The sequence below is a fragment of the Bordetella sp. H567 genome (genome assembly GCF_001704295.1).
Taxonomy (GTDB): Bacteria; Pseudomonadota; Gammaproteobacteria; order Burkholderiales; family Burkholderiaceae_B; genus Bordetella_C.
The window spans coordinates 3,183,378-3,203,675 of the sequence record NZ_CP012334.1; the positions used below are offsets into that span (position 1 = coordinate 3,183,378).

Annotated in this window: 16 protein-coding genes; 9 read left to right on the forward strand and 7 right to left on the reverse strand. The window is 67.4% G+C overall.

Features of this window, described 5'->3' with window-relative positions:
• Positions 1 to 67 precede the first annotated feature (67 nt).
• From AKI39_RS14305 to AKI39_RS14315, 3 genes are all read left to right on the forward strand, one after another.
• On the forward strand, positions 68 to 1,063 hold the full coding sequence (locus tag AKI39_RS14305) for a DMT family transporter (RefSeq protein WP_066637174.1): 996 nt from the start codon (positions 68 to 70) through the stop codon (positions 1,061 to 1,063).
• A gap of 107 nt (positions 1,064 to 1,170) precedes the next feature.
• Positions 1,171 to 1,383 carry a DUF1059 domain-containing protein gene (locus tag AKI39_RS14310; RefSeq protein ID WP_066637176.1) on the forward strand — a complete coding sequence of 71 codons (213 nt, stop codon included), beginning with the start codon at positions 1,171 to 1,173 and terminating at the stop codon, positions 1,381 to 1,383.
• 160 nt (positions 1,384 to 1,543) lie between these two features.
• Positions 1,544 to 2,938, forward strand: a complete 1,395-nt coding sequence (locus AKI39_RS14315; protein ID WP_066637179.1) for an FAD-binding oxidoreductase — start codon at positions 1,544 to 1,546, stop codon at positions 2,936 to 2,938.
• 81 nt (positions 2,939 to 3,019) lie between these two features.
• On the opposite strand, the gene AKI39_RS14320 is transcribed toward AKI39_RS14315, so the two are convergent.
• Positions 3,020 to 3,697, reverse strand: a complete 678-nt coding sequence (locus tag AKI39_RS14320; protein ID WP_066637182.1) for an ABC transporter ATP-binding protein — start codon at positions 3,695 to 3,697, stop codon at positions 3,020 to 3,022.
• On the opposite strand from AKI39_RS14320, the gene AKI39_RS14325 reads away from it, so the two are divergent.
• The gene (locus AKI39_RS14325) at positions 3,696 to 4,343 is read left to right on the forward strand and encodes an arylesterase (protein WP_066637185.1); all 648 of its coding nucleotides are present in this window, start codon (positions 3,696 to 3,698) and stop codon (positions 4,341 to 4,343) included. The genes AKI39_RS14320 and AKI39_RS14325 overlap by 2 nt on opposite strands.
• A gap of 38 nt (positions 4,344 to 4,381) precedes the next feature.
• Here the strand turns inward: AKI39_RS14325 and AKI39_RS14330 are convergent, their stop codons facing one another.
• Positions 4,382 to 6,349: a SurA N-terminal domain-containing protein gene (locus AKI39_RS14330; protein WP_066637191.1), complete on the reverse strand. Its 1,968-nt coding sequence runs from the start codon at positions 6,347 to 6,349 to the stop codon at positions 4,382 to 4,384.
• Between the two features lie 397 nt (positions 6,350 to 6,746).
• On the opposite strand from AKI39_RS14330, the gene ugpQ reads away from it, so the two are divergent.
• The 3 genes from ugpQ to AKI39_RS14345 are packed head-to-tail and all read left to right on the forward strand — an operon-like array spanning position 6,747 to position 8,597.
• The gene (gene ugpQ, locus AKI39_RS14335) at positions 6,747 to 7,496 is read left to right on the forward strand and encodes a glycerophosphodiester phosphodiesterase (RefSeq protein ID WP_066637195.1); all 750 of its coding nucleotides are present in this window, start codon (positions 6,747 to 6,749) and stop codon (positions 7,494 to 7,496) included.
• 26 nt (positions 7,497 to 7,522) lie between these two features.
• Complete coding sequence (locus AKI39_RS14340; RefSeq protein WP_066637198.1) at positions 7,523 to 8,380, forward strand: 23S rRNA (adenine(2030)-N(6))-methyltransferase RlmJ; 858 nt, start codon at positions 7,523 to 7,525, stop codon at positions 8,378 to 8,380.
• Between the two features lie 22 nt (positions 8,381 to 8,402).
• Positions 8,403 to 8,597, forward strand: coding sequence for a hypothetical protein (locus AKI39_RS14345; protein WP_066637208.1), 195 nt, complete (start codon positions 8,403 to 8,405; stop codon positions 8,595 to 8,597).
• A gap of 37 nt (positions 8,598 to 8,634) precedes the next feature.
• On the opposite strand, the gene adeC is transcribed toward AKI39_RS14345, so the two are convergent.
• Genes adeC through AKI39_RS14360 form a run of 3 tightly spaced genes read right to left on the reverse strand, consistent with a single transcriptional unit; the run spans position 8,635 to position 14,618 of the window.
• The gene (gene adeC / locus AKI39_RS14350; RefSeq protein ID WP_145925279.1) at positions 8,635 to 10,203 is read right to left on the reverse strand and encodes an AdeC/AdeK/OprM family multidrug efflux complex outer membrane factor; all 1,569 of its coding nucleotides are present in this window, start codon (positions 10,201 to 10,203) and stop codon (positions 8,635 to 8,637) included.
• 11 nt (positions 10,204 to 10,214) lie between these two features.
• On the reverse strand, positions 10,215 to 13,406 hold the full coding sequence (locus AKI39_RS14355) for an efflux RND transporter permease subunit (protein ID WP_066637211.1): 3,192 nt from the start codon (positions 13,404 to 13,406) through the stop codon (positions 10,215 to 10,217).
• A 21-nt stretch (positions 13,407 to 13,427) separates the two neighbouring features.
• Positions 13,428 to 14,618 (reverse strand): efflux RND transporter periplasmic adaptor subunit, encoded by a 1,191-nt coding sequence (locus tag AKI39_RS14360; protein ID WP_066637214.1) that lies wholly within the window; start codon positions 14,616 to 14,618, stop codon positions 13,428 to 13,430.
• A 212-nt stretch (positions 14,619 to 14,830) separates the two neighbouring features.
• Between AKI39_RS14360 and AKI39_RS14365 the strand changes: the two genes are divergently transcribed.
• Positions 14,831 to 15,766, forward strand: a complete 936-nt coding sequence (locus tag AKI39_RS14365; RefSeq protein WP_145925427.1) for a LysR family transcriptional regulator — start codon at positions 14,831 to 14,833, stop codon at positions 15,764 to 15,766.
• Positions 15,767 to 15,906: 140 nt separating this feature from the next.
• On the opposite strand, the gene mdeB is transcribed toward AKI39_RS14365, so the two are convergent.
• Complete coding sequence (gene mdeB, locus AKI39_RS14370) at positions 15,907 to 18,579, reverse strand: alpha-ketoglutarate dehydrogenase (protein ID WP_066643021.1); 2,673 nt, start codon at positions 18,577 to 18,579, stop codon at positions 15,907 to 15,909.
• A gap of 327 nt (positions 18,580 to 18,906) precedes the next feature.
• Here mdeB and AKI39_RS14375 point away from each other — a divergent pair, with 327 nt between their 5' ends.
• Positions 18,907 to 19,389, forward strand: a complete 483-nt coding sequence (locus AKI39_RS14375) for an Lrp/AsnC family transcriptional regulator (RefSeq protein ID WP_066637219.1) — start codon at positions 18,907 to 18,909, stop codon at positions 19,387 to 19,389.
• 121 nt (positions 19,390 to 19,510) lie between these two features.
• On the opposite strand, the gene AKI39_RS14380 is transcribed toward AKI39_RS14375, so the two are convergent.
• Positions 19,511 to 20,242, reverse strand: a complete 732-nt coding sequence (locus AKI39_RS14380) for a pseudouridine synthase (protein ID WP_066643024.1) — start codon at positions 20,240 to 20,242, stop codon at positions 19,511 to 19,513.
• Between the last annotated feature and the right edge of the window lie 56 nt (positions 20,243 to 20,298).

The window sequence follows — 20,298 nt, forward strand, 5'->3', positions numbered from 1 at the left end:
GGGCGCCGAAAAGAGCACACCGGCCCCGGTCTTCCCTAGGGCAAGGGCACTGAAGGAGAGCAGGCTTATGTCGTCACGGGCACAAGGGGCCCAGGCCCAGCGCGGCGCAACGGCCGCCTCCGGCCCACCGCCGGGGTCCGCGCGAACCGCGTCCGCGCCATCCGTTTCTGCGCAGCCGCTGGCCGGCATCGCGCTGCTGCTGGTTTCCATGTGGGCCCTGTCCAGCCTGGATGCCAGCGGCAAATGGGTGATGGCCGCGGGCGTCCCCATGCTGCTGCTGTCGTGGGTCCGCTATGCCTCGCATTTCGCCGTGGCGCTGGCCTTGATCGTGCCCGTGAAGGGCTGGCGCATCCTGGCCAGCCGAAAGCCGCGCGAACAGATGCTGCGCGGCGGCGCCATGCTGGGCGCCACCCTGCTGTTCTTCACGACCCTGCGCTATCTGCCGCAGGCCGAAGCCACCGCCATCAATTTCCTGGCCCCGCTGATCGTGCTGCTGCTCGCGCCGTGGGCACTGCGCGAACCACCGCGCCTGTCGCGCTGGATCGCCGCTGGGGTGGCCTTCCTGGGCGTGCTGGTCATCATCCGCCCGGGCGGAGGCCTGGACCCGGTCGGGACGATGTTCGGCCTGGCAGGCGCCTTCTGCTTTTCCGCCCAATACATCGCCAGCCGCCGCGTCGCCGCCGATGACCCGCTGACATCCGTCATCTGGAGCGGCGGCGTGGGGACTGTGGTGTTGTCCGTCGCCCTGCCCTACGTGGTGCCCACCGCGCTGCCGGTCCTGCGCGATCTGGATCCGCTGCACTGGTGCGTGCTGGTCTCCACCGGCGTGACCGGCTGCTTCGGCCATCTGCTGCAGATCGCGGCCTATCGCAAGGCCGCCGCGTCGACGCTGGCGCCGTTCACGTATCTGCAGATCGTCAGCTCCACGACGACGGGCTGGCTGATCTGGGGGCATTTCCCCGATGCGCTGACCTGGGTCGGCATCGCCATCATCTGCGGCAGCGGCATCACGATAGGCGTGCTGGAATGGCGGCGGGCGCGGCGCCCGCCAGCGCGGCCATAACGGTTTGCCCTGTTTGGCGTAGGCGGGGCGGCGCCACGATGGCGGCACGGCACGCGGACCTATACTGCATTGCAAACAAGACGCTTGCGGGCAGAAAGGAGACCATCATGACGCGCAAATACATCGATTGCCGCGAATTCCCCAGCGAAACCAATTGCACCGTCGCCCTGTCTGCGGACAGTGACGACGAACTGGTGGAAGCGGCCGTGCAACACGCCTGCGCCGTTCACCACCACACCGACACACCCGAGCTGCGGCAGCAGATCCGCACGCTGTTCCACGAGGGCACGCCGCCGGTCGAGGCGCCGCGGCACGCCTGACCCTACCGCCGGGGCCACCCGGACGGGCATGACGCGGCCGTGCCGGTGCGGCCGCGCCACCCTGCCCCGCCCGCGACAGCCGTTGCCGGGCGCGCGCACGCACCGGTCATCGCTGGCGGGATGGACTCGCATCTCTCGTCCCCTGCCTAAGGGGGATTCCATGTTCACGTTGTCCAGCACCGCGATCGAAGACCTGAAGTCCAATATCCGCGGGCGCGTCGTCCTGCCCGCCGATCCCGACTACGACGAAGTACGCAAAGTGTGGAACGCGATGATAGACCGGCGTCCGGCGGCCATCGTGCGCTGCGCCGGCGTCGCCGACGTGCGCTGCGCGATCCTGTTCGCGCGCGAGACCAGCGCCCCGCTGACGATACGCGGCGCGGGCCACAATATTGGGGGCAGTGCGATCTGCGACGATTGCGTCATGATCGACCTGTCGCTGATGCGCTCGGTGCGCATCGATCCGGCGACGCAACGGGCCTGGGTCGAACCGGGCGCGACGCTGGCCGACTTCGACCATGAAGCGCAGGCCTTCGGCCTGGCCACGCCGGTGGGCATCAATTCGACCACCGGCATCGCGGGCTTGACCCTGGGCGGCGGCTTCGGTTGGTTGAGCCGCCGCTTCGGCATGACGGTCGACAATCTGCGGGCGGCCGACGTCATCACGGCGGACGGCGAACGTATCCACGCCAGCCCGGCCACGCACGAGGACCTGTTCTGGGCGATACGCGGGGGCGGCGGCAATTTCGGTGTGGTGACGATGTTCGAATTCCAGCTGCACGCAGTCGGACCGCAGGTCTATGGCGGGCTGGTCGTGCTGCCGATGGACCAGGCGCGCGACGCCCTGCAGGCCTATCGCCAGGCCACCAAGTCCATGCCGGAGGAACTGACGGTGTGGGGCGTGCTGCGCCAGGCGCCGCCGCTGCCCTTCCTGCCGCCCGAGGTGCATGGGACACCGGTGGCCGTCTTCGCGGTGTGCTACAGCGGCCCGGTGGAAAACGGCCCCGTGGTGGTCGAACCGGTGCGTCAATTCGGCACGCTGCTCGGCGAGCACCTGGGCGTCATGCCCTATACCGCATGGCAGAAGGCGTTCGACCCCCTGTTGACCCCCGGCGCCCGCAACTACTGGAAGTCGCATGATTTCGGCGAACTATCGGACGATCTGTTCGAAACGCTGATCGATTCGGCATCGCGCCTGCCGTCGCCGCAATGCGAGATTTTCCTGGGACAGCTGGGTGGCCAGGCCGGACGGGTGCCGGCCGATGCGATGGCCTATCCCAACCGCAATGCGAAGTTCATCGTCAATGTGCATGCGCGCTGGGACGATCCCGCCGACGACGCGGCCTGCATCGCCTGGGCGCGCGGCTTTTTCGATGCGGCGGCGCCGTTCTCGCTGGGCAGCGTGTACGTGAACTTCATGACCGAAGAAGAAACCGGCCGCATCAACGCCGCCTACGGCGCCAACTACACGCGATTGGTTAGCATCAAGGGGCGCTACGACCCGCACAACCTGTTCCGGCACAACCAGAACATCCAGCCCGCCACGCGGGCGTAAGGGCGTTCCAGCGACTGTCACTGGGGCAAAGGCCGAAGACGGTGTCGCGGTCGCTTTATCACCTGCGACACCAATTCCGCCTCAAGCCCCCGATACCACTTTCCCGGCCGCCAGCACCAGTTGCCGTTCGCAGCGCGCGGCAAGACCGGCATCATGGGTGACGAGCACCAGCGTGGCGCCATGCTCGCGGTGCAGCTCGAAAATGAGGTCGATGACGCGCTCGCCGGTGGCAGCATCCAGGCTGCCGGTGGGCTCGTCGGCGAACAGCAGGTCCGGCTTGACCACGAAGGCGCGCGCCAGCGACACCCGCTGCTGTTCGCCGCCCGACAGCGTGCGCGGGTAATGATGCAGGCGGTCGCCCAGGCCCACGCGTTCGAGCATGCCGCGCGCGGCGTCGCCCGCCGGCAGCCCGGCCAATTCCAGCGGCAGCATGACGTTTTCCAGCGCGGTCAGATTCGGCAGCAGTTGGAAGGACTGGAAGACGAAGCCCACGTGATGGGCCCGCAGCCGGGCGCGGCCGTCCTCGTCCAGCGCGAACAGGTCGCGCCCCGCCAGCGTCACGGAGCCGGTGCTGGGAACATCCAGGCCGGCCAGCAGTCCCAGCAGAGTCGATTTGCCGGAGCCGGAACTGCCCGTGATGGCCAGGGCCGTACCCGCCGGAACCGTAAAATCGATGTCGTCCAGAATGGCCAGCGTGCCGCCTGCGTCGGCGACCCGCTTGCCCAGCCCCCGCACCTCTATTGCGTTACCTGTATCCATGCGCCCGCTCATCCGTTTGTTGTTTGTGACCATCCTGGCCCTGCTGGCGCCCGCCGCCTACGCTCAGACCACATCCGCCGCCACCGGTTCCGCCGGACAGAAAACCATACTGGTGGTGGGCGATAGTCTATCCGCGGAATATGGAATCGCGCGCGGCACCGGCTGGGTGCCCCTGCTGGGCCGGCGACTGTCCCAGCAGTATCCGGGCTGGACAGTCGTCAATGCCAGCATCAGCGGCGATACCACCAGCGGCGGGCTGACACGCCTGCCCGGCCTGCTGCGGCAGCATCATCCGGCCATCGTGATCCTGGAATTGGGCTCCAACGATGCGCTGCGCGGGCTACCGCTGGCGATGACCCAGCAGAACCTGGCCGCCATGACGCAACAGGCCAGGCAAGGCGGCGCCGCGGTGCTGCTGGTCGGCATGCAGATCCCGCCCAACTACGGCCGCGCCTACGCCGACCAGTTCCGCGAGCTGTTCGGCAAGGTGGCGAAGGCGGAGAACGCCGGCCTGGTACCGTTCCTGATGGAAGGTATCGCGAGCAACCGCGATCTGTTCCAGCCCGACGGACTGCACCCCAACGAGCAGGGCCAGCCCCGGCTCTTGGACAATGTATGGGCCGGATTGCGGCCGATGCTGAATTGACGGGGGCGCGCCGGCGCGGCGCCCCCGCTTGACGCGGTTCAGCTGGTCTGCTGCTCGGTTTCGCCGCCCTGCAGAATGCGGTTGGCCTCCGGCGCGATTTCCACCTTGTACTGCTGGCGCAGTATCTTCAGCACGGCTTCGTCCTCGGCTTGGCCCCAGGCACCGGACAACTGCTGGTTCAGGGCCGTCAGGGCCTCCGGATCGCTCTTGCCCGGCTCCACCTTGTCGATGCGCGCGACGACATAGTCGTCACCGTCGCGTGCGCCGGCATAGGACGGCAGCGGGGCGGCGGGCGCCCGCATAACGGCGTCCAGCAGCGGGCGCGCCATGTTCTGGGGGTTCTGGCGCGAGACGTCCGCCGCGCCGCCGAAACCGTCGGCCGGGGCCGCGGGCGTCTTGCGCAAGGCTTCCAGCATCTGCTCGCCCGCCTTGGCGGCGGCGTCGGCCGCCCGCGTTTCGACCAGGCGCGCGCGGATCTTGTCCTTCAATTGGTCCAGCGGCGGCACGTGAGCCGGCGTATTGGCCGCCACGCGCACCACGAGCATGGTGTCCGATGCCAGTTCGATCACGCCGGAATTCTGTTTGTCGCGCAGGACTTCCGGGCTGAACAGCGCCTGGCGCACGCGCGGATTATCGAGCAAGGCGGAATCCGGGCTGGCGGACGCGGAGCCCGGGCCCGTCTGGTCCTGCGGCAGCAAGCCGGTACGGGTGATGCCGCCCGCCTGGCGGATCTTCAGGCCCAGCGCATCCGCGGCCGGCTGCAGGCTGTCGCGCTGGTCATACACCAGCGAGGTCAACTTGGTGGCCATGTCGGAAAAGCGTGAGGAAGCGATCTGCTTGCGGATCTCGTCGACGATCTGGTCGCGCACTTCGGCCAGCGGCTTGGTCTGCGCCGGCTGCAGGTCGGTCAATTGCACGATATGCAGGCCGAAGGGGCTTTCGATCACGCCGGAGACCTGGCCCTTCTGCAGCGCGTCGACCGCCTTTTGCAGCGCCGGGGTCAGCATGCCCGGACCGATCCAGCCCAGGTCGCCGCCGCGGGTGCTGGAACCGGCATCCTCGGAATACTTCTTGGCCAGCTCGGCGAAGGCGCCGGGATGGGCGGCGGCCTGCTTGGCGATATCGTCCGCCTTGGCGCGGGCCGCTTGGCGCTGGGCGTCCGTCGCATCGGGCGCCAGCTTGATCATGATATGGCTGGCGCGGCGGCGCTCGGGCTGGCCGAAGCGGCTTTTGTTCTGCTCGTAGTACTTGGCGATATCGTCGTCGCTGACCTTGATGCCGGCGCTGGCGGCGGCTTCGTCCAGCACCAGGTATTGCGCCTGGACCTGGTCGGGCACCTGGTACTGCTGCTTGTTGGCGTCATACCAATTCTGGATGTCCGCGTCGCTGACCTGCACCTTGCTCTTGTAATCGACGGCGGCAAAGCGCCGCGTCGACACGTGGCGGGTTTCGGTCAGCGCATGCTCGATGGAGCCGGCCACGGCGGCGGGCAGCCGCGCCGATTGCGCGATCGGGTCCAGGACGCGGCCGATGGCCAGGTCGCGGCGCAGGCCGGCTTCGAACGCCGCCGGCGTCAGGCCCTGCGCGGCCAGCGCGGCGCGGTAGCGCTCCGGCGAAAACTTGCCGTTGTCCTGCACGGCGGGATTCGAGGCGATCGTATTGCGCAGGGTCTCGTCCGACACCGAAAAGTGGTTGTCGGTCGCCGCCGCCGCCAGCAAGCGCTGGTTGATCATCTGGTCCAGCAGCCGCTGGCGCATCGCCGGGGTATCCAGCAGCGCGGGATCGAACTGCGCGCCCATCATCTGTCGATATTGGTCCAGCTGGTCGCGCCGCGCCTGGTCGTATTCACGCTGCGTGATGGGCTTGCCGTTCACCGTCGCCATCTTGGGTTCTTCGGACATGAAGCTGCTGTAGCTTTGCACCCCGAAGAAGGCGAAGGTCGGAACAATCAGGATCAGCAGGATGAACTGCATCCAACGCTGATGGTTGCGGATGAAATCGAACATGAGGTCCCTGTTGCGGCGGGCGCTTGTCCCCGAGGGGCGTTTCTGGCTTCGAGCAGCCCGGCGCCAAAAAAAGCGAACTGGATTCGCCTCGCTTCTTGCTGTGGTACCGGATCAGCGGGCACAGGAGTTTAACACCTTCGGGCGTCCGTGGCCGGCATACGGGGACGGAGCCAAATCCGTCCCGGCTCCCCGTCGCCGTCGTACCACTGCCCTACACCGCCGGCCGGTATGAGATAGCGGCGAACGCCAGCTACATACTGGGTAACGAAGAACCCGTCGCACCCTGCGCGTTCGCGCTGTTCGACGATCTTCACGGCCCGAAAATACGGGCAATATGACATTCCCGAGGTTCCGGTATGCTGACGGACTCATACCGAATCAGATGCGCGACCCCGCTATGGACACTCCCCTTCCCGCCTGGCCCTATCCTCGCCTGATCGCCCATCGCGGCGGCGGCAGGCTGGCGCCCGAAAACACCATGGCCGGCATGCGCGTCGGCGCCGAGCATGGCTTTCGCATGTTCGAATACGACGTCAAGCTAAGCAAGGACGATGTCCTGATCCTGCTGCATGACGACGATCTCGATCGTACGACCAGCGGCCAAGGCCCGGCGCGCGCGAAGACCTATGCGGAATTGGCCCAGTTGGACGCCGGTGCGTGGCATTCCCCTGGCTTCGCCGGGGCCCGCATCCCCACGCTGGAAGAAGTCGCGCGCTACACGCTGGAACAGGGCATTGCCAGCAATGTAGAGATCAAGCCCTGCCCTGGCCGGGAAACCGAAACCGGCACGGCGGTCGCGTTGGCCGTGCGCGAACTCTGGCGCGGCGCCGCGGTGCCGCCGCTGCTTTCGTCGTTCTCCGAGTCGGCGCTGGCGGCCGCCCATGTGGCCGCGCCGACATTGCCGCGGGCGCTGCTCGTGGACAAGATCCCCATGGACTGGCGCGACCGCCTGGTGCAGCACGATTGCATCGCCTTCAACGTCAACCAGAAAACCGTCACGCCGGAACTGGTCAAGATGGTCCACGGCGCCGGCTACCGGCTGGCTGCCTGGACGGTAAACGACCCGGCACGCGCACGGGACCTGCTGGCCTGGGGCGTGGACGCCATTTTCACCGACGAACTGGCCACCATCCGGCCGGACGCCTGACCACGCGGGACCAGAGAGCGCACACCTTGTTCAGCTATCGCCACGCCTTTCACGCCGGCAACCACGCCGACGTGCTCAAGCACGCCATCCTGATCCACGTACTGGATTACCTGGGGCAGAAGGACACCCCCTACTGGGTCATCGATACCCACGCCGGTGCCGGCCTGTATCGGCTGGACAGCGATTGGGCCAATAAAAACGCCGAATTCGCCGACGGTATCGGCCGGCTGTGGGATCGCACCGACCTTCCACCCCTGCTGGCGCGCTACATGGAATGCATGCGCCAGTACAACCCGAATGGACAATTGCGGCACTACCCCGGCTCGCCGTGGCTGGCGCTGGACGGCTTGCGCGAGCACGACCGCCTGCGCCTGTTCGAGCGGCATCCAACCGAAGCGGAGGTCCTGGTCGGCAACCTGGAAAAGCGCGGTGGCATGGCGCTGCGCCAGGCAACGATTTTCGACACCGACGGCTTCGAGGGCATGAAGGCCCTGCTGCCGCCTCCCCCGCGCCGCGGCCTGGTGGTGATCGACCCTTCCTATGAGGACAAGCAGGACTATCGCCACGTGGCCCTCGCCGTGAAGGAAGGGCTCAAGCGCTTCGCCACGGGCACCTATGCGGTCTGGTACCCACAGGTGCAGCGGCGCGAATCGACGGAGCTGCCCAGGCAGCTGGAAAAGCTGGGCGCGCAGCGCTGGCTGCATGCCTCGTTATCCGTCAGGAAGCCGGCCACGGACGGCTTCGGCCTGCACGGCAGCGGCATGTTCCTGGTCAATCCGCCCTGGACGTTGGGGGCCCAGCTGAAGGAAGCGCTCCCCTGGCTGAAGAACGTCCTGGCGCAGGACGAACGCGCTCGATACACGCTAGACGTGCACATGGACTGATCCGCCACACGACCAGCCGCTTATGCGTATCGGAAACGCCTGCACCGGCGTCTATCCCCGGGATATCGACAATGCGGACCCGGTCTTGCAGGACCGCGGCAAGCGGTCGGCTGCGCCGGCGGCGGCCCTCACGTCCGCCCCCGACGCACACATACTGCGCGAATCGCTGGAGCACCTGTGGGCCACGCTGACGGGGCGCGACCGCCCGCCAGCCTGAGGGCGCCGGCCCTTGCGCCGCGTTGCCGAGCCGCCCGCTAGCGTGCCGCCGTTTGCCCGCCGGCCTGCGGCACGGCACCTTGCCGCGGTACGGCGGCCGTCGGCGCGTTCTGCCCTGCCTGCGCGTTCTGCCCCGCCTGCGTGTTCTGCCCCGCCTGCGCGGTGTGCTCCGTCCAGCCGCCGCCCAGCGCCTTGTACAGATTCACCAGATTGGTCAGGCGCGCCAGGCGCGTCTGCACCAGGATCTGCTGCGAGTCGTACAGCGAACGTTGCGAGTCGAGCACGTTCAAATAGCTGTCCACTCCCTGGCGGAAACGCTGCTGGGACAGATCGTAGGCGCGCTGGTTGGCCTGCACCAGCAACTGCTGGGCGCGGATCTGGTCGTCGATGGTGCCGCGGCCGGCCAAGGCATTGGCCACGTCGCGGAACGCCGACTGGATGGAGCGTTCGTAGTTCGCGATCTCGATGCGCTTCTGTACCTGGGACAAGTCCAGGTTGGCCTGCAGCGACCCGCCCGTGAAAATCGGCATGGTGATTTCCGGCGCGAAGCTCCAGGCACCCTGCCCGCCGTGGAATAGACGGCCCAGGCTGGCGCTGGCGGTGCCGGCGCTGGCGGTCAGCGAAATGGTCGGGAAGAAAGCCGCGCGGGCCGCGCCGATATTGGCGTTGGCCGCTTCCAGCTGGTGTTCCGCCGCGCGGATGTCCGGACGGCGTTCCAGCAGGTCGGACGGCAGCCCGGCCGGCAAGGTCGTGGGCATCATCGCGTCGTCCAGGGCCGACGGGGTTTCCAGCCTGGCGCGCACCTGCTGGGGCAGCGGATCGCCCAGCAACAGCACCAGGGCGTTCATGTCCTGCGCGACCTGGCGTTCGAACTGCGCCCGGTTGCGCTCGGCCGTGCGCACGGATACCTCGGCCTGGCTGAGGTCCAGCGCGGTCGCGATGTCGTTGTCGTAGCTCTGCTTGGTCAGGTTGTAGGAATCCTGCTGGCTTTTCAGCGTATCGCGGGTCAGCTGCAGCAATTCCTGGTCGCTGCGCAATGCCAGGTAGGCCGTCGCGACTTCGGACACCAGCGACAACTGCGTGGCCGTGCGCGTCTCGTCCTGCGCCAGGTAAAGCTGCAGGGCCTGTTCGTTCAGGCTCCGGATACGGCCGAACAGATCCAGTTCCCACGATGCCACGCTCGCGCCCACCTGGTAGGCGTGCGTGGTGGCCGCGGTGCCGCTGCGCGACAGGTCGCCCGGCGTGCGCTGCGCCGTTTCCTGCGCGCCCACGCCCACGGTGGGCAGCAGTTCCGAGCGCTGGATGCGGTACTGCGCGCGCGCCGCTTCCACATTCAGGGCCGCCACGCGCAGATCGCGGTTGTTCTGCAAAGACAGCGCGATCAGTTCCTGCAGCAGCGGATCCGTGAAGAACTCGCGCCATCCCACGTCGGCGGTTGCCACGCCGTTCGGCGCCGCAACGGCCTGGTTGGCGGAACGGTAGGCCGGCCCACTGGGATACGCGGCATCGATGGGCGCCGCCGGTCGTTCATAGTCCGGTATCAGGGTGCAGCCCGCCAGCACCGCGATAAAGGCGGCCGACAGGGAAAAACGCAGCGGTGTTCTCATTGTTCCGGCGCTCATTCGGCGTGCCCCTCTGCCGGGGCGGACGGCGCCGAACGGTGTTTCTCGTCATTGGGATCATGCGGATCGCCGCGCTCGCTGTGGCGCTTGACCTTGAACAGGCGCAGCATCGCCACGAAGAAGGTGGGCACGAAGAAAATGGCCAGGAAGGTCGCCGTCAGCATGCCGCCGATCACGCCGGTGCCGATGGCGTTCTGGCTGCCCGAACCCGCGCCGTTGGCGATGGCCAAGGGCACGACGCCCAGGATGAAGGCCATCGAGGTCATCAGGATGGGCCGCAGGCGCTGGCGCGCCGCGTGGATCGCGGCCTCCGTCAGGCTGGCCCCCGACTCGTAGTGTTCCTTGGCGAACTCCACGATCAGGATGGCGTTCTTCGCCGCCAGGCCCACGGTCGTCAGCAGGCCCACCTGGAAGTACACGTCGTTGGACAGGCCCCGCAACAGGGTGGCCCCCAGCGCGCCGACGATCCCCAGCGGGACCACCATCATCACCGCCGTCGGGATGGACCAGCTTTCGTACAGCGCCGCCAGGCACAGGAACACCACGATCAGCGATATCGCGTACAGCGCCGGCGCCTGCGAACCGGACAGGCGCTCTTCGTACGACAGGCCGGTCCACTCGTAGCCGATGCCGGGCGGCATGGTCGCCGCCAGGCGCTCCATTTCGGCCATGGCTTCGCCGGTGCTGCGGCCCGGCGCGGGCTGGCCCAGGATTTCGTAGGCCGGCACGCCGTTGTAGCGGTTCAGTTTCTGCGGACCGTAGCTCCATTCCGCCGACGCGAAGGCCGAGAACGGCACCATATCGCCATGCGCATTGCGCACGTACCACTTGTTCAGGTCGTCGGGCAACATGCGGGACGTAGGCATGCCCTGCACATAGACCTTCTTCACGCGGCCGCGGTCGATGAAGTCGTTGACGTAGCTCGAGCCCCATGCCGTGGTCAGCACGCTGTTCAGGTCCTGGATGGAAACCCCCAGCACGCGCGCTTTTTCGCGGTCGATGTTCAGCCGGTACTGCGGCGCGTCTTCCACGCTGTTCGGCCGCACGCCCGCCAGGAGGGGGCTTTGCGCGGCCGCGCCCAGCAGCTTGTTGCGTGCGTTCAGCAGCGCTTCGTGGCCCAGGCCCGCGCGGTCCATCAACATCATATCGAAACCGGTGGCGTTGCCCAGCTCCAGCACGGCGGGCGGCGCGAAGGCCACCACCATCGCGTCGCGGATGGCCTGCGCGAAATGGCCGGAAGCCCGCTGCGCCAGCGCCGCCACCTTCTGGGGGGCCTTCGGCCGGTCGCCCCAGTCCTTCAGCTTGACGAACATCAGTGCCGCATTCTGGCCGCGTCCGCCGAAGTTGAAGCCATTGATCGAGAAGACCGACGCCACCGTATCCTTTTCATTGTCCAGGAAGTACTTGGTGGCCTGGTCGACGACCGCCTGGGTGCGTTCGGCCGTCGCGCCCGATGGCGTGGCGATCTGGACGAACAGGATGCCCTGGTCTTCTTCCGGCAGGAAGGACGTGGGAATGCGGGTGAACATCACCACCATGCCGGCGACGATCAGCGCATAGATCAGCATCAACCGCGGCGTGCGGTTCAGCACTCGCGCCACGGTATTGGCATAACCATGGCTGCCGCGGTGGAAGGTGCGGTTGAACCAGCCGAAGAAACCGGTCTTGGCTTCGTGATGGTCCTTGTCGATGGGTTTGAGCAAGGTCGCGCACAGCGCCGGAGTGAAGACCAGCGCGACCAGCACGGACAGCGCCATCGACGAAACGATGGTGATGGAAAACTGCCGGTAGATCACGCCCGTGGAGCCGCCGAAGAAGGCCATCGGGATGAACACCGCCGCCAGCACCATCGCGATACCGACCAGGGCGCCGGTGATCTGCTCCATGGATTTGCGCGTCGCCTGGCGCGGGGTCAGTCCTTCCTCGGCCATCACGCGCTCGACGTTTTCCACCACGACGATGGCGTCGTCCACCAGCAGGCCGATGGCCAGCACCATGCCGAACATGGTCAGTGTATTGATGGAATAGCCGAATGCCGCCAGCACGCCGAACGTGCCGAGCAACACCACCGGCACCGCCAGCGTGGGGATCAGCGTGGCGCGCAGGTTCTGCAGGAACAGGTACATGACCAGGAACACCAGCACGATGGCTTCGCCCAGGGTCTTGAACACGTCCTCGATGGAAAGCTTGACGAACGGCGTGGTGTCATACGGGTACACCACCTGCATGCCCGGCGGGAAGAAAGGCTTCAGGCCGTCGATGGTGCGGCGGACCGCGTCGGCGGTATCCAGCGCGTTGGCGCCGCTGGCCAGCTTGATCGCCAGGCCTGCCGCGGGCTTGCCGTTGTACAGGCTGTCGATGGTGTACGACTGCGCGCCCAGGGCGACGCTGCCGACGTCGCGCAGGCGCACCTGCGAGCCGTCCGGATTGACCTTGAGCAGGATGTTGCCGAACTGGTCCGCCGTCTGCAGGCGGCTGGGACCGATGATGGTGGCCGTCAGGTCCTGGCCGCGCACGGCCGGCAACCCGCCCAGCTGGCCCGTGGACACCTGCACGTTCTGCTGGGAAATGCCGTTGACCACATCGATCGTGGTCAGGTTGTAGTTCAGCAGCTTGGCCGGGTCCAGCCAGATGCGCATGGCGTACTGCGAGCCGAACAGCTGGAAATCCCCCACGCCGCTGGTGCGGCTGATCGGATCCTGCACATAGGACGCGACGTAGTCGGCCAGGTCCGCGCGGTTCATGCTGCCGTCGGTGGAAATGAACGCCGCCACCATCAGGAAGTTCTTGGTGGCCTTGGTCACGCGGATGCCCTGCTGCTGCACTTCCTGCGGCAGCAGCGGCTGCGCGAGCGACAGCTTGTTCTGGACCTGGACCTGCGCGGTGTCGGGATTGGTGCCCTGCCCGAAGGTCAGCGTGATGGTCACGCTGCCGTCGGCGGCGCTTTCCGAGTTGAGGTATTCCAGGTTGTCCAGCCCGTTCATCTGCTGTTCGATGACCTGCACGACCGTGTCCTGCACGGTCTGCGCCGAAGCGCCCGGATAGTTCACCTGGATGCTGATCGACGGCGGCGCGATGGCGGGATACTGCGACACCGGCAGGCGCAGGATGGACAAGGCGCCCGCCAGCATCATGACGATCGCGATTACCCAGGCGAAGACCGGCCTTTCGATAAAAAACTTAGCCATGCTTGGAACTCCTTCCCCGCCTTACTGGGCCGGGGCGGCCGGGGCCGACGCGGTGGACGCCGGCGAGGCGCTGGCCTCGTGAGCGGCCACCTCCACGCCCGCGCGTATCGTCTGCAGGCCCTCGACCACGACCTTGTCGCCCGGCTTCAGGCCGGCGGTCACCAGCCAGTTCGAGCCGATGGCGCGATCCGTGACCAGGTCGTGGACCTCGATCTTGCCCTCTGCGTTCACCACGTAGGCGATGGGGGTGCCGCGCTGGTTGCGCGCCACGCCGCGCTGCGGCACCAGCAGGCCTTCGGTGGCGACGCCGTCGACCAGCCGGGCGCGCACGAACATGCCGGGCAGCAGCCGGTGCTCCGGGTTGGGGACAACGGCACGCAGGGTGACCGAACCGGTGCTCTGGTCCACCGTCACCTCGGAAAACTGCAGCTTGCCCTCGTGGTTGTACTGCGTGCCGTCCTCCAGCATCAAGGTCACCTGGGCCGCCTGCTCGCCGGCGGCGCGCTTGATTTCGCCCTTGGCCAGCTGGTCCTGCAGGCGCAGCAGCTGCACGCTGGACTGCACGACATCGACGTAGATGGGATCGATCTGCTGGACGGACGCCAGCGCGCTGGTCTGGTTGGCGGTCACCAGCGCGCCTTCCGTGACCGTGGAGCGGCCGATGATGCCGTCAATGGGCGACAGCACCTTGGTATAGACCAGGTTGATGCGGGCGGTGTCGACCGCCGCCTTGGCGGAGAGCACGTCGGCCTTGGCCTGGTCGCGCGCGGCCACGGCGTCGTCATAGGTCTGGCGGCTGATGGCGCGGGTTTCGGTCAGCGGCTTGTAGCGTTCGGCCAGCAGGCTGGCGGTCTTGACCTGGGCTTCCGCGCGGGCCAGGGCGGCGCGCTGGCTGTCCAGCGTGGCCTGGTACAGGGAAGGATCGATCTGGTACAGCTGCTGGCCGGCCTTGACCGTGCCGCCTTCGGTGAACAGGCGCTTCAGGACGATGCCGTTGACCTGCGGCCGGACCTCGGCCACGCGGAACGGCGAGGTACGGCCCGGCAATTCGGTGGTCAGCGATACGGACTGTGCCTGCACGGTCACCACGCCGACGGTCGGCTTGGCGGGGGCAGCGGCAGCGTTGTCCTTCTTCCCGCAGGCGGCCAGCATAAGCGCGAGCACGCCCATCGCGGCCGCCGCGGCGGCACGCCTGGCAGTCTTCTTATTCATACGGTGCATTTCCTGATTCCAGCTAGAGCCGACCGGCGAGCGCCGGCCTTCGTCACCATCACGGTCGCGCGCCGGCCACGGGGGGCAAGGCGCGTTGCTGCATTGCAAAAGTCTAGATTTTGCACTATTCCATCGGCGTAACAAAGGGGCGGTTCGCGAAAACATCGTTCCATGAGTGAGACAATTACGCCATGACCAAACGTTTGCTCACCATGGAACTGTTCGTCGAGGTCGCGCGCGCCAAGAGCTTCAGCCGCGCGGCCCTGGTGCTCGGCATCCCCAAATCCACGCTGTCGCGCCAGGTGGCCGAACTGGAACGATCGCTGGGGGTGCAATTGCTCAGCCGCACCACGCGCAAGGTGGAGCTGACCGATGCCGGCACCCGCTACTTCGAACGCTGCCAGCACATCGTCGCCGAAGCGCAGATCGCGGACGAGGAAATCCAGGGCCTGGCCAGCACGCTCGCCGGGCCGCTGCGCGTGAACATGCCGGTGGACTTCGGCACCGACTTCCTGGCCGAATCCCTGATGGCGTTTTCGCGCCGCTATCCCGACGTCACCTTCCACCTGGACATGGCCGCGCCCGAACACGCCGGCAAGGTCTTCCAGTCCTGCGACGTGGCCATCGAAATCGGCGAACTGCAGTCGGCCACCCGCATCGCGCGCCAGCTCGGCTCGATATCGGCCTACCTGTATGCCTCGCCGGCCTACCTGGCGGCGAGCGGCGTACCGCGGCATCCGGACGACCTGGCGGTGCACGAGTGCATGGAGTTCCGCGCGACGCTGGGCGCGCGCGTCACCCCGTGGCCGCTGCAGCGGAACGGCGAACATATCGACTTTCATCCAGGGAAGCGCTTCTCGCTGAACAGCGCCAGCATGATACGGCGGCTGGCCACACTGGGCGCGGGCATCGCGGTACTGACTGACGTCAGTGCGTCGCAGGAAGTGGCCGCGGGCCGGCTGCAGCGCGTGCTACCGGACTGGGAGGTCGGGCCCTTTCCTGTATACGCGGTGACCGAAACCCGCCTGCTGCCTGTCAAGACCCGCATATTCGTCGAGTTCCTGACCGAGCGTTTGCACCACGAATGGTCGCGCCAAGGCAAGGGTAGCGCAGCGCCCGTGGTGGCCGCGACCGTTGAAACCGACTGAAATAAGTGATGCGGCCCTGCTTATCGCAGGGTTATCCGCGTTTGCGAATGCGCGCCGTGGCGCCACCACGGCCGCGCCTCGCACCCCGCCCTGCCCCTGATTGCGTACCCATGCGAGGCGCGCTCCCGCGTAGACAGGCCCTAGCGTTCCCACGGCGGCGCGGTGCGGTAGTCGCTGTCCAGCCGCGTCCGCAGTGCCCGCACGGCGTCCTCGCGGCCCAGCATGTCCAGAGCCGTCAATACCTGCCAGTCCGCGCCGACCTCGAAGAAATCGCGCAACCGGGCGCGCGTGTCGCTGCGGCCGAAACCGTCCGTGCCCAGCGTGCGGTACGGTGCGCCGACCCACGCGCGGATCTGTTCCGGCACGGCGCGCACGTAATCGCTGGCCGCGACCACCGGCAGCGGCGTCCCGCCCCACTGGCTTTCCATCCATGAAGGCGCGGTCTGCCGCCCCAGCAGGCGCGCGCGCTCGACCGTCCGCGCGTCGCGCGCCAGTTCCGAAAAGCTTGTGGCGCTCCAGACTTCGGCGGCGATGCCGTACTCGTCACGCAGGCGTTGCGCGGCGACGACCGCCTCGTTCACGATGGCTCCCGCGGCAATCAGGCGGATGGCCGGTGCCCCGTCGGCCGCTCGCAGGCGGTACATGCCGCGCAGTATGCCCTCGCGCGCGGTGGCATCGGCCGGCATGTCGGGCTGCGCCAGGTTCTCATTGGTGACCGTCAGGTAGTAGAACTCGTCGCGCTGCTCGCCCAGCATGCGTCGCAGGCCGGCCTCGACGATGACCGCCACTTCGTAGGCATAGGCGGGATCGTAGGCGCGGCAATTGGGGATGGTGGCCGCCACGGCGTGGCTGCTGCCGTCCTGGTGCTGCAGGCCTTCCCCGCCCAGCGTCGTGCGCCCGGATGTGGCGCCCACCAGGAAACCGCGGGTGCGCTGGTCGGCCGCCGCCCAGATCAGGTCGCCCACGCGCTGGAAACCGAACATGGAGTAGTAGATGTAGAACGGCAGCATGGGCAGGCCGTTGACGGAATAGCTGGTGCCCGCCGCGATCCACGACGACAGGGCCCCGGCCTCGGTGATGCCCTCTTCCAGGATCTGCCCGTCGCGCGCCTCGCGATAATGCAGCACCGAACCGATGTCCTCCGGCTCGTACAGCTGGCCTTGCGAGGAATAGATGCCCACCTGGCGGAACAGGTTTGCCATGCCGAAGGTACGTGCCTCGTCGGCGACGATGGGCACGATGCGCGCGCCGATGCCCGGGTCCTTGAGCAAGGCGGTCAGCATGCGCACGATGGCCATGGTGCTGGACATTTCCTTGCCGTGCGGAGCCAGCGCGAAGGCGGCCCAGGCGTCCGCGGGCGGCGCGGCGAGCGACGGCGCCGCCGCGTTGCGGCGCGGCACGCAGCCGCCCAGCGCGGCGCGGCGTTCGCGCAGGTAGCGCATTTCCGCACTGTCCGCGTCGGGCCGATAGAAGGTCAGCGCGGCGCAATCCGCGTCGCTGATCGGCAGCGCGAAACGATCGCGGAACGCCAGCAGGGCCTCGACATCCAGCTTCTTCTGCTGGTGCGTGGTCATCCTGCCTTGGCCGGCCTCGCCCATCCCGTAGCCTTTCTTCGTCTGCGCAAGGATGACGGTGGGCTGGCCCGCATGCCGCACCGCGCGGTGATAGGCCGCATGGATCTTCGCGATATCGTGGCCGCCGCGACGCAGACGGTCGATGGCCTCGTCCGACCAGTCCGCCACCAGCGCCGCCAGGGCCGGATCGCGGCCGAAGAACGCGCGCCGGTTGTAGGCGCCGTCCTTGGCGGCGAAGGTCTGGAATTGCCCGTCCACGGTATGGGCGAAGGCGCGCGTCAGGGCACCGCCGGCGTCGCGGCGCAGCAGCGGATCCCAGTCGCCACCCCACAAGAGCTTGATGACGTTCCAGCCCGCGCCCGCGTACAGCGTTTCGAGCTCGTCGATGATGCGTCCGTTGCCACGCACCGGGCCATCCAGGCGCTGCAGGTTGCAGTTCACGACGAACACCAGGTTATCCAGGCGTTCGCGTGCGGCCAGGGTCAGCGCGGCGATCGACTCCGGCTCGTCCATCTCGCCGTCGCCGAAGATGCCCCACACCTTGCGGTCGGACGCGGCGGTCAGGCCGCGGTGTTCCAGGTAGCGCATGAAGCGCGCCTGGTAGATGGCGTTGATCGGGCCGATGCCCATGGAGCCGGTGGGGAACTGCCAGAAGTCCGGCATCAGCCAGGGATGCGGATAGGACGACAGGCCGCGCAGGCCGTGTTCCGCCGCGGTGATTTCGCGGCGGAAGTGCGCCAGGTCCGCTTCGCCCAGGAAGCCTTCCAGGAAGGCGCGCGCATAGACGCCCGGCGCGGAATGCGGCTGCATGTACACCAGATCGCCGCCGTGGCCGCCCGCGGGCGCGCGCCAGAAATGGTTGAAGCCGACTTCGAACAGGTCGGCGGCCGATGCATAGCTGGCGATATGGCCGCCCAGTTCGCCATGGGCCTGGTTGGCGCGCACCACCATGGCCAGGGCGTTCCAGCGATTGATGGATGCGATGCGTTCCTCGATGCGCAGGTCGCCCGGAAAAGGCGGCTCCTGCTCCACGGGGATGGTATTCAGGTAGGCCGACGCGACCGGGCCATGACCCCGCACGCCCAGCCTGGCGGCATGGGCCAGCACTTCGTCCAGGACGAAGGCCGCGCGGTCGGGGCCTTCCGCCGCGACGAGCGAGGCCAGCGCGTCGCGCCACTCCGCCGTTTCCTCGGGGTCGCCGTCCTGCGGGACGGCGAGCGGCGTCGGCGCATGCGCCATGGCGCCGTCCGCCGTGGCGTCCGCTGGCGGAACCGGAGCCTGCTGCAGCCCGGAGGCGCTCGCCGCCGCCACGGGGCCGTCCATCTTGGGCGCGTCGCCGGCCGGCGGAGTACCGGTCGCGCCATCTCGCGATGGGGTGGCTGTAAGAGGCGGCATCGTGTCGGTGTCGAACATGGGGGTCTCCAGGACGGCGGCGCGCGCGGGCCAGATGACCACGCCGCCACGGTTATCCTAGGCCCGACGCTCCGGCATAGGGATTTGAAATACCCATTTATAAACTGTTGATACAGCATAAAATGCTGCTGTTTGCACCACCGCGAGCAGCCCATGCCGAGCCCGACCCTGGACGCCATCGATCGCCGTATCCTGGAGGTCCTGCAGACCGACGCCAGCATCACCAATGTGGAGCTGGCCCGCCGCGTACATCTGTCGCCTTCGCCATGCCTGGCGCGCGTCAAGGCCCTGGAAGCAGCCGGCGTCATCCGGGGCTACGTCGCGCTGGCCGATCCGCTGACGCTGGGCCTGAGCCTGAACGTGTTCATCCAGGTCAGCCTGGAAAAACAGATCGAGGCGGAACTGGAACGCTTCCAGCAAGCGATGGCCGCCTATCCCGAAGTGATGGAGTGCTACCTGATGACCGGGGATGCCGATTACCTGCTGCGCGTCGTGGTTCCCGACATGCGTGGACTGGAGCGTTTCATCGTCAGCCACCTGTCGCGGATTCCCGGCGTGAAGAACATCCGCTCGGGCTTCGCGCTGAAGCAGGTCAAATACCAGACCGCCCTGCCCTTGCCCGAGCCGGCGCCCTGAAACGCCGCCGCGAAGGGCGGCGAGCGGCGTGCTGGCAAATAGACTGGGGCGACACGCCGGCCCGCACGGGGCGCCCGTCATGTGCATGGGACGCGCCGGACCGGCGATGGCCGCAGCGTGGCTAGAACTGCTCGCCGTCGCGCAGATAACGCCATTGCCCCGGCGGCAGGTCGCCCAGCATCACGCGCCCGATGCGCACCCGCTTCAATCCCACGACCTTCAGCCCGACCAATTCGCACATCCGCCGTATCTGGCGCTTCTTGCCTTCGCGCAGAATGAAGCGCAACTGGTCATCGTTCTGCCAGGCCACTTTGGCAGGACGCAAAGGCTTGCCGTCCAGCGACAGGCCGTGGTTGAGCAGCGCCAGCCCCTGTTCGCTCAGGCGGCCCTGCACACGCACCAGGTATTCCTTTTCGATCCCGGAATCCTCGCCGATCAGTTGCTTGGCGATGCGGCCGTCCTGCGTCAGCACCAGCAGGCCGGTCGAATCGATGTCCAGCCGCCCCGCCACGGCGAGTCCACGCAAGTGGGCGCGATCAAAGCGCAGGGGCGATCGATCGTTTGCCGCGCGCGAACGCGCATTGATCAGGGCGGCCGCGGGCTGGTAGCCGTCTTCGGCCTGCCCGGACACATAACCCATGGGTTTGTGGATGAGGATGGTCACGCGCTGGCGTTGCTGCGCCTGCGCCGCGCGCTCCAGCGTAATGATCTGGCTGGGATAAGCCTTCGCGCCCAGCTCGGACACGACTTCCCCGTCCACGCGAACCCAGCCGCGCTCGATATAGCTGTCGGCCTCGCGGCGGGAACACAGGCCGCGTTCGGACATGAGCTTGGAGATACGTACTTTTTCCATGGAGCGCGTCGCGAAAGCCGACATTCTAGCGGCTTTGCGCGCGCGGCCCCGCCACT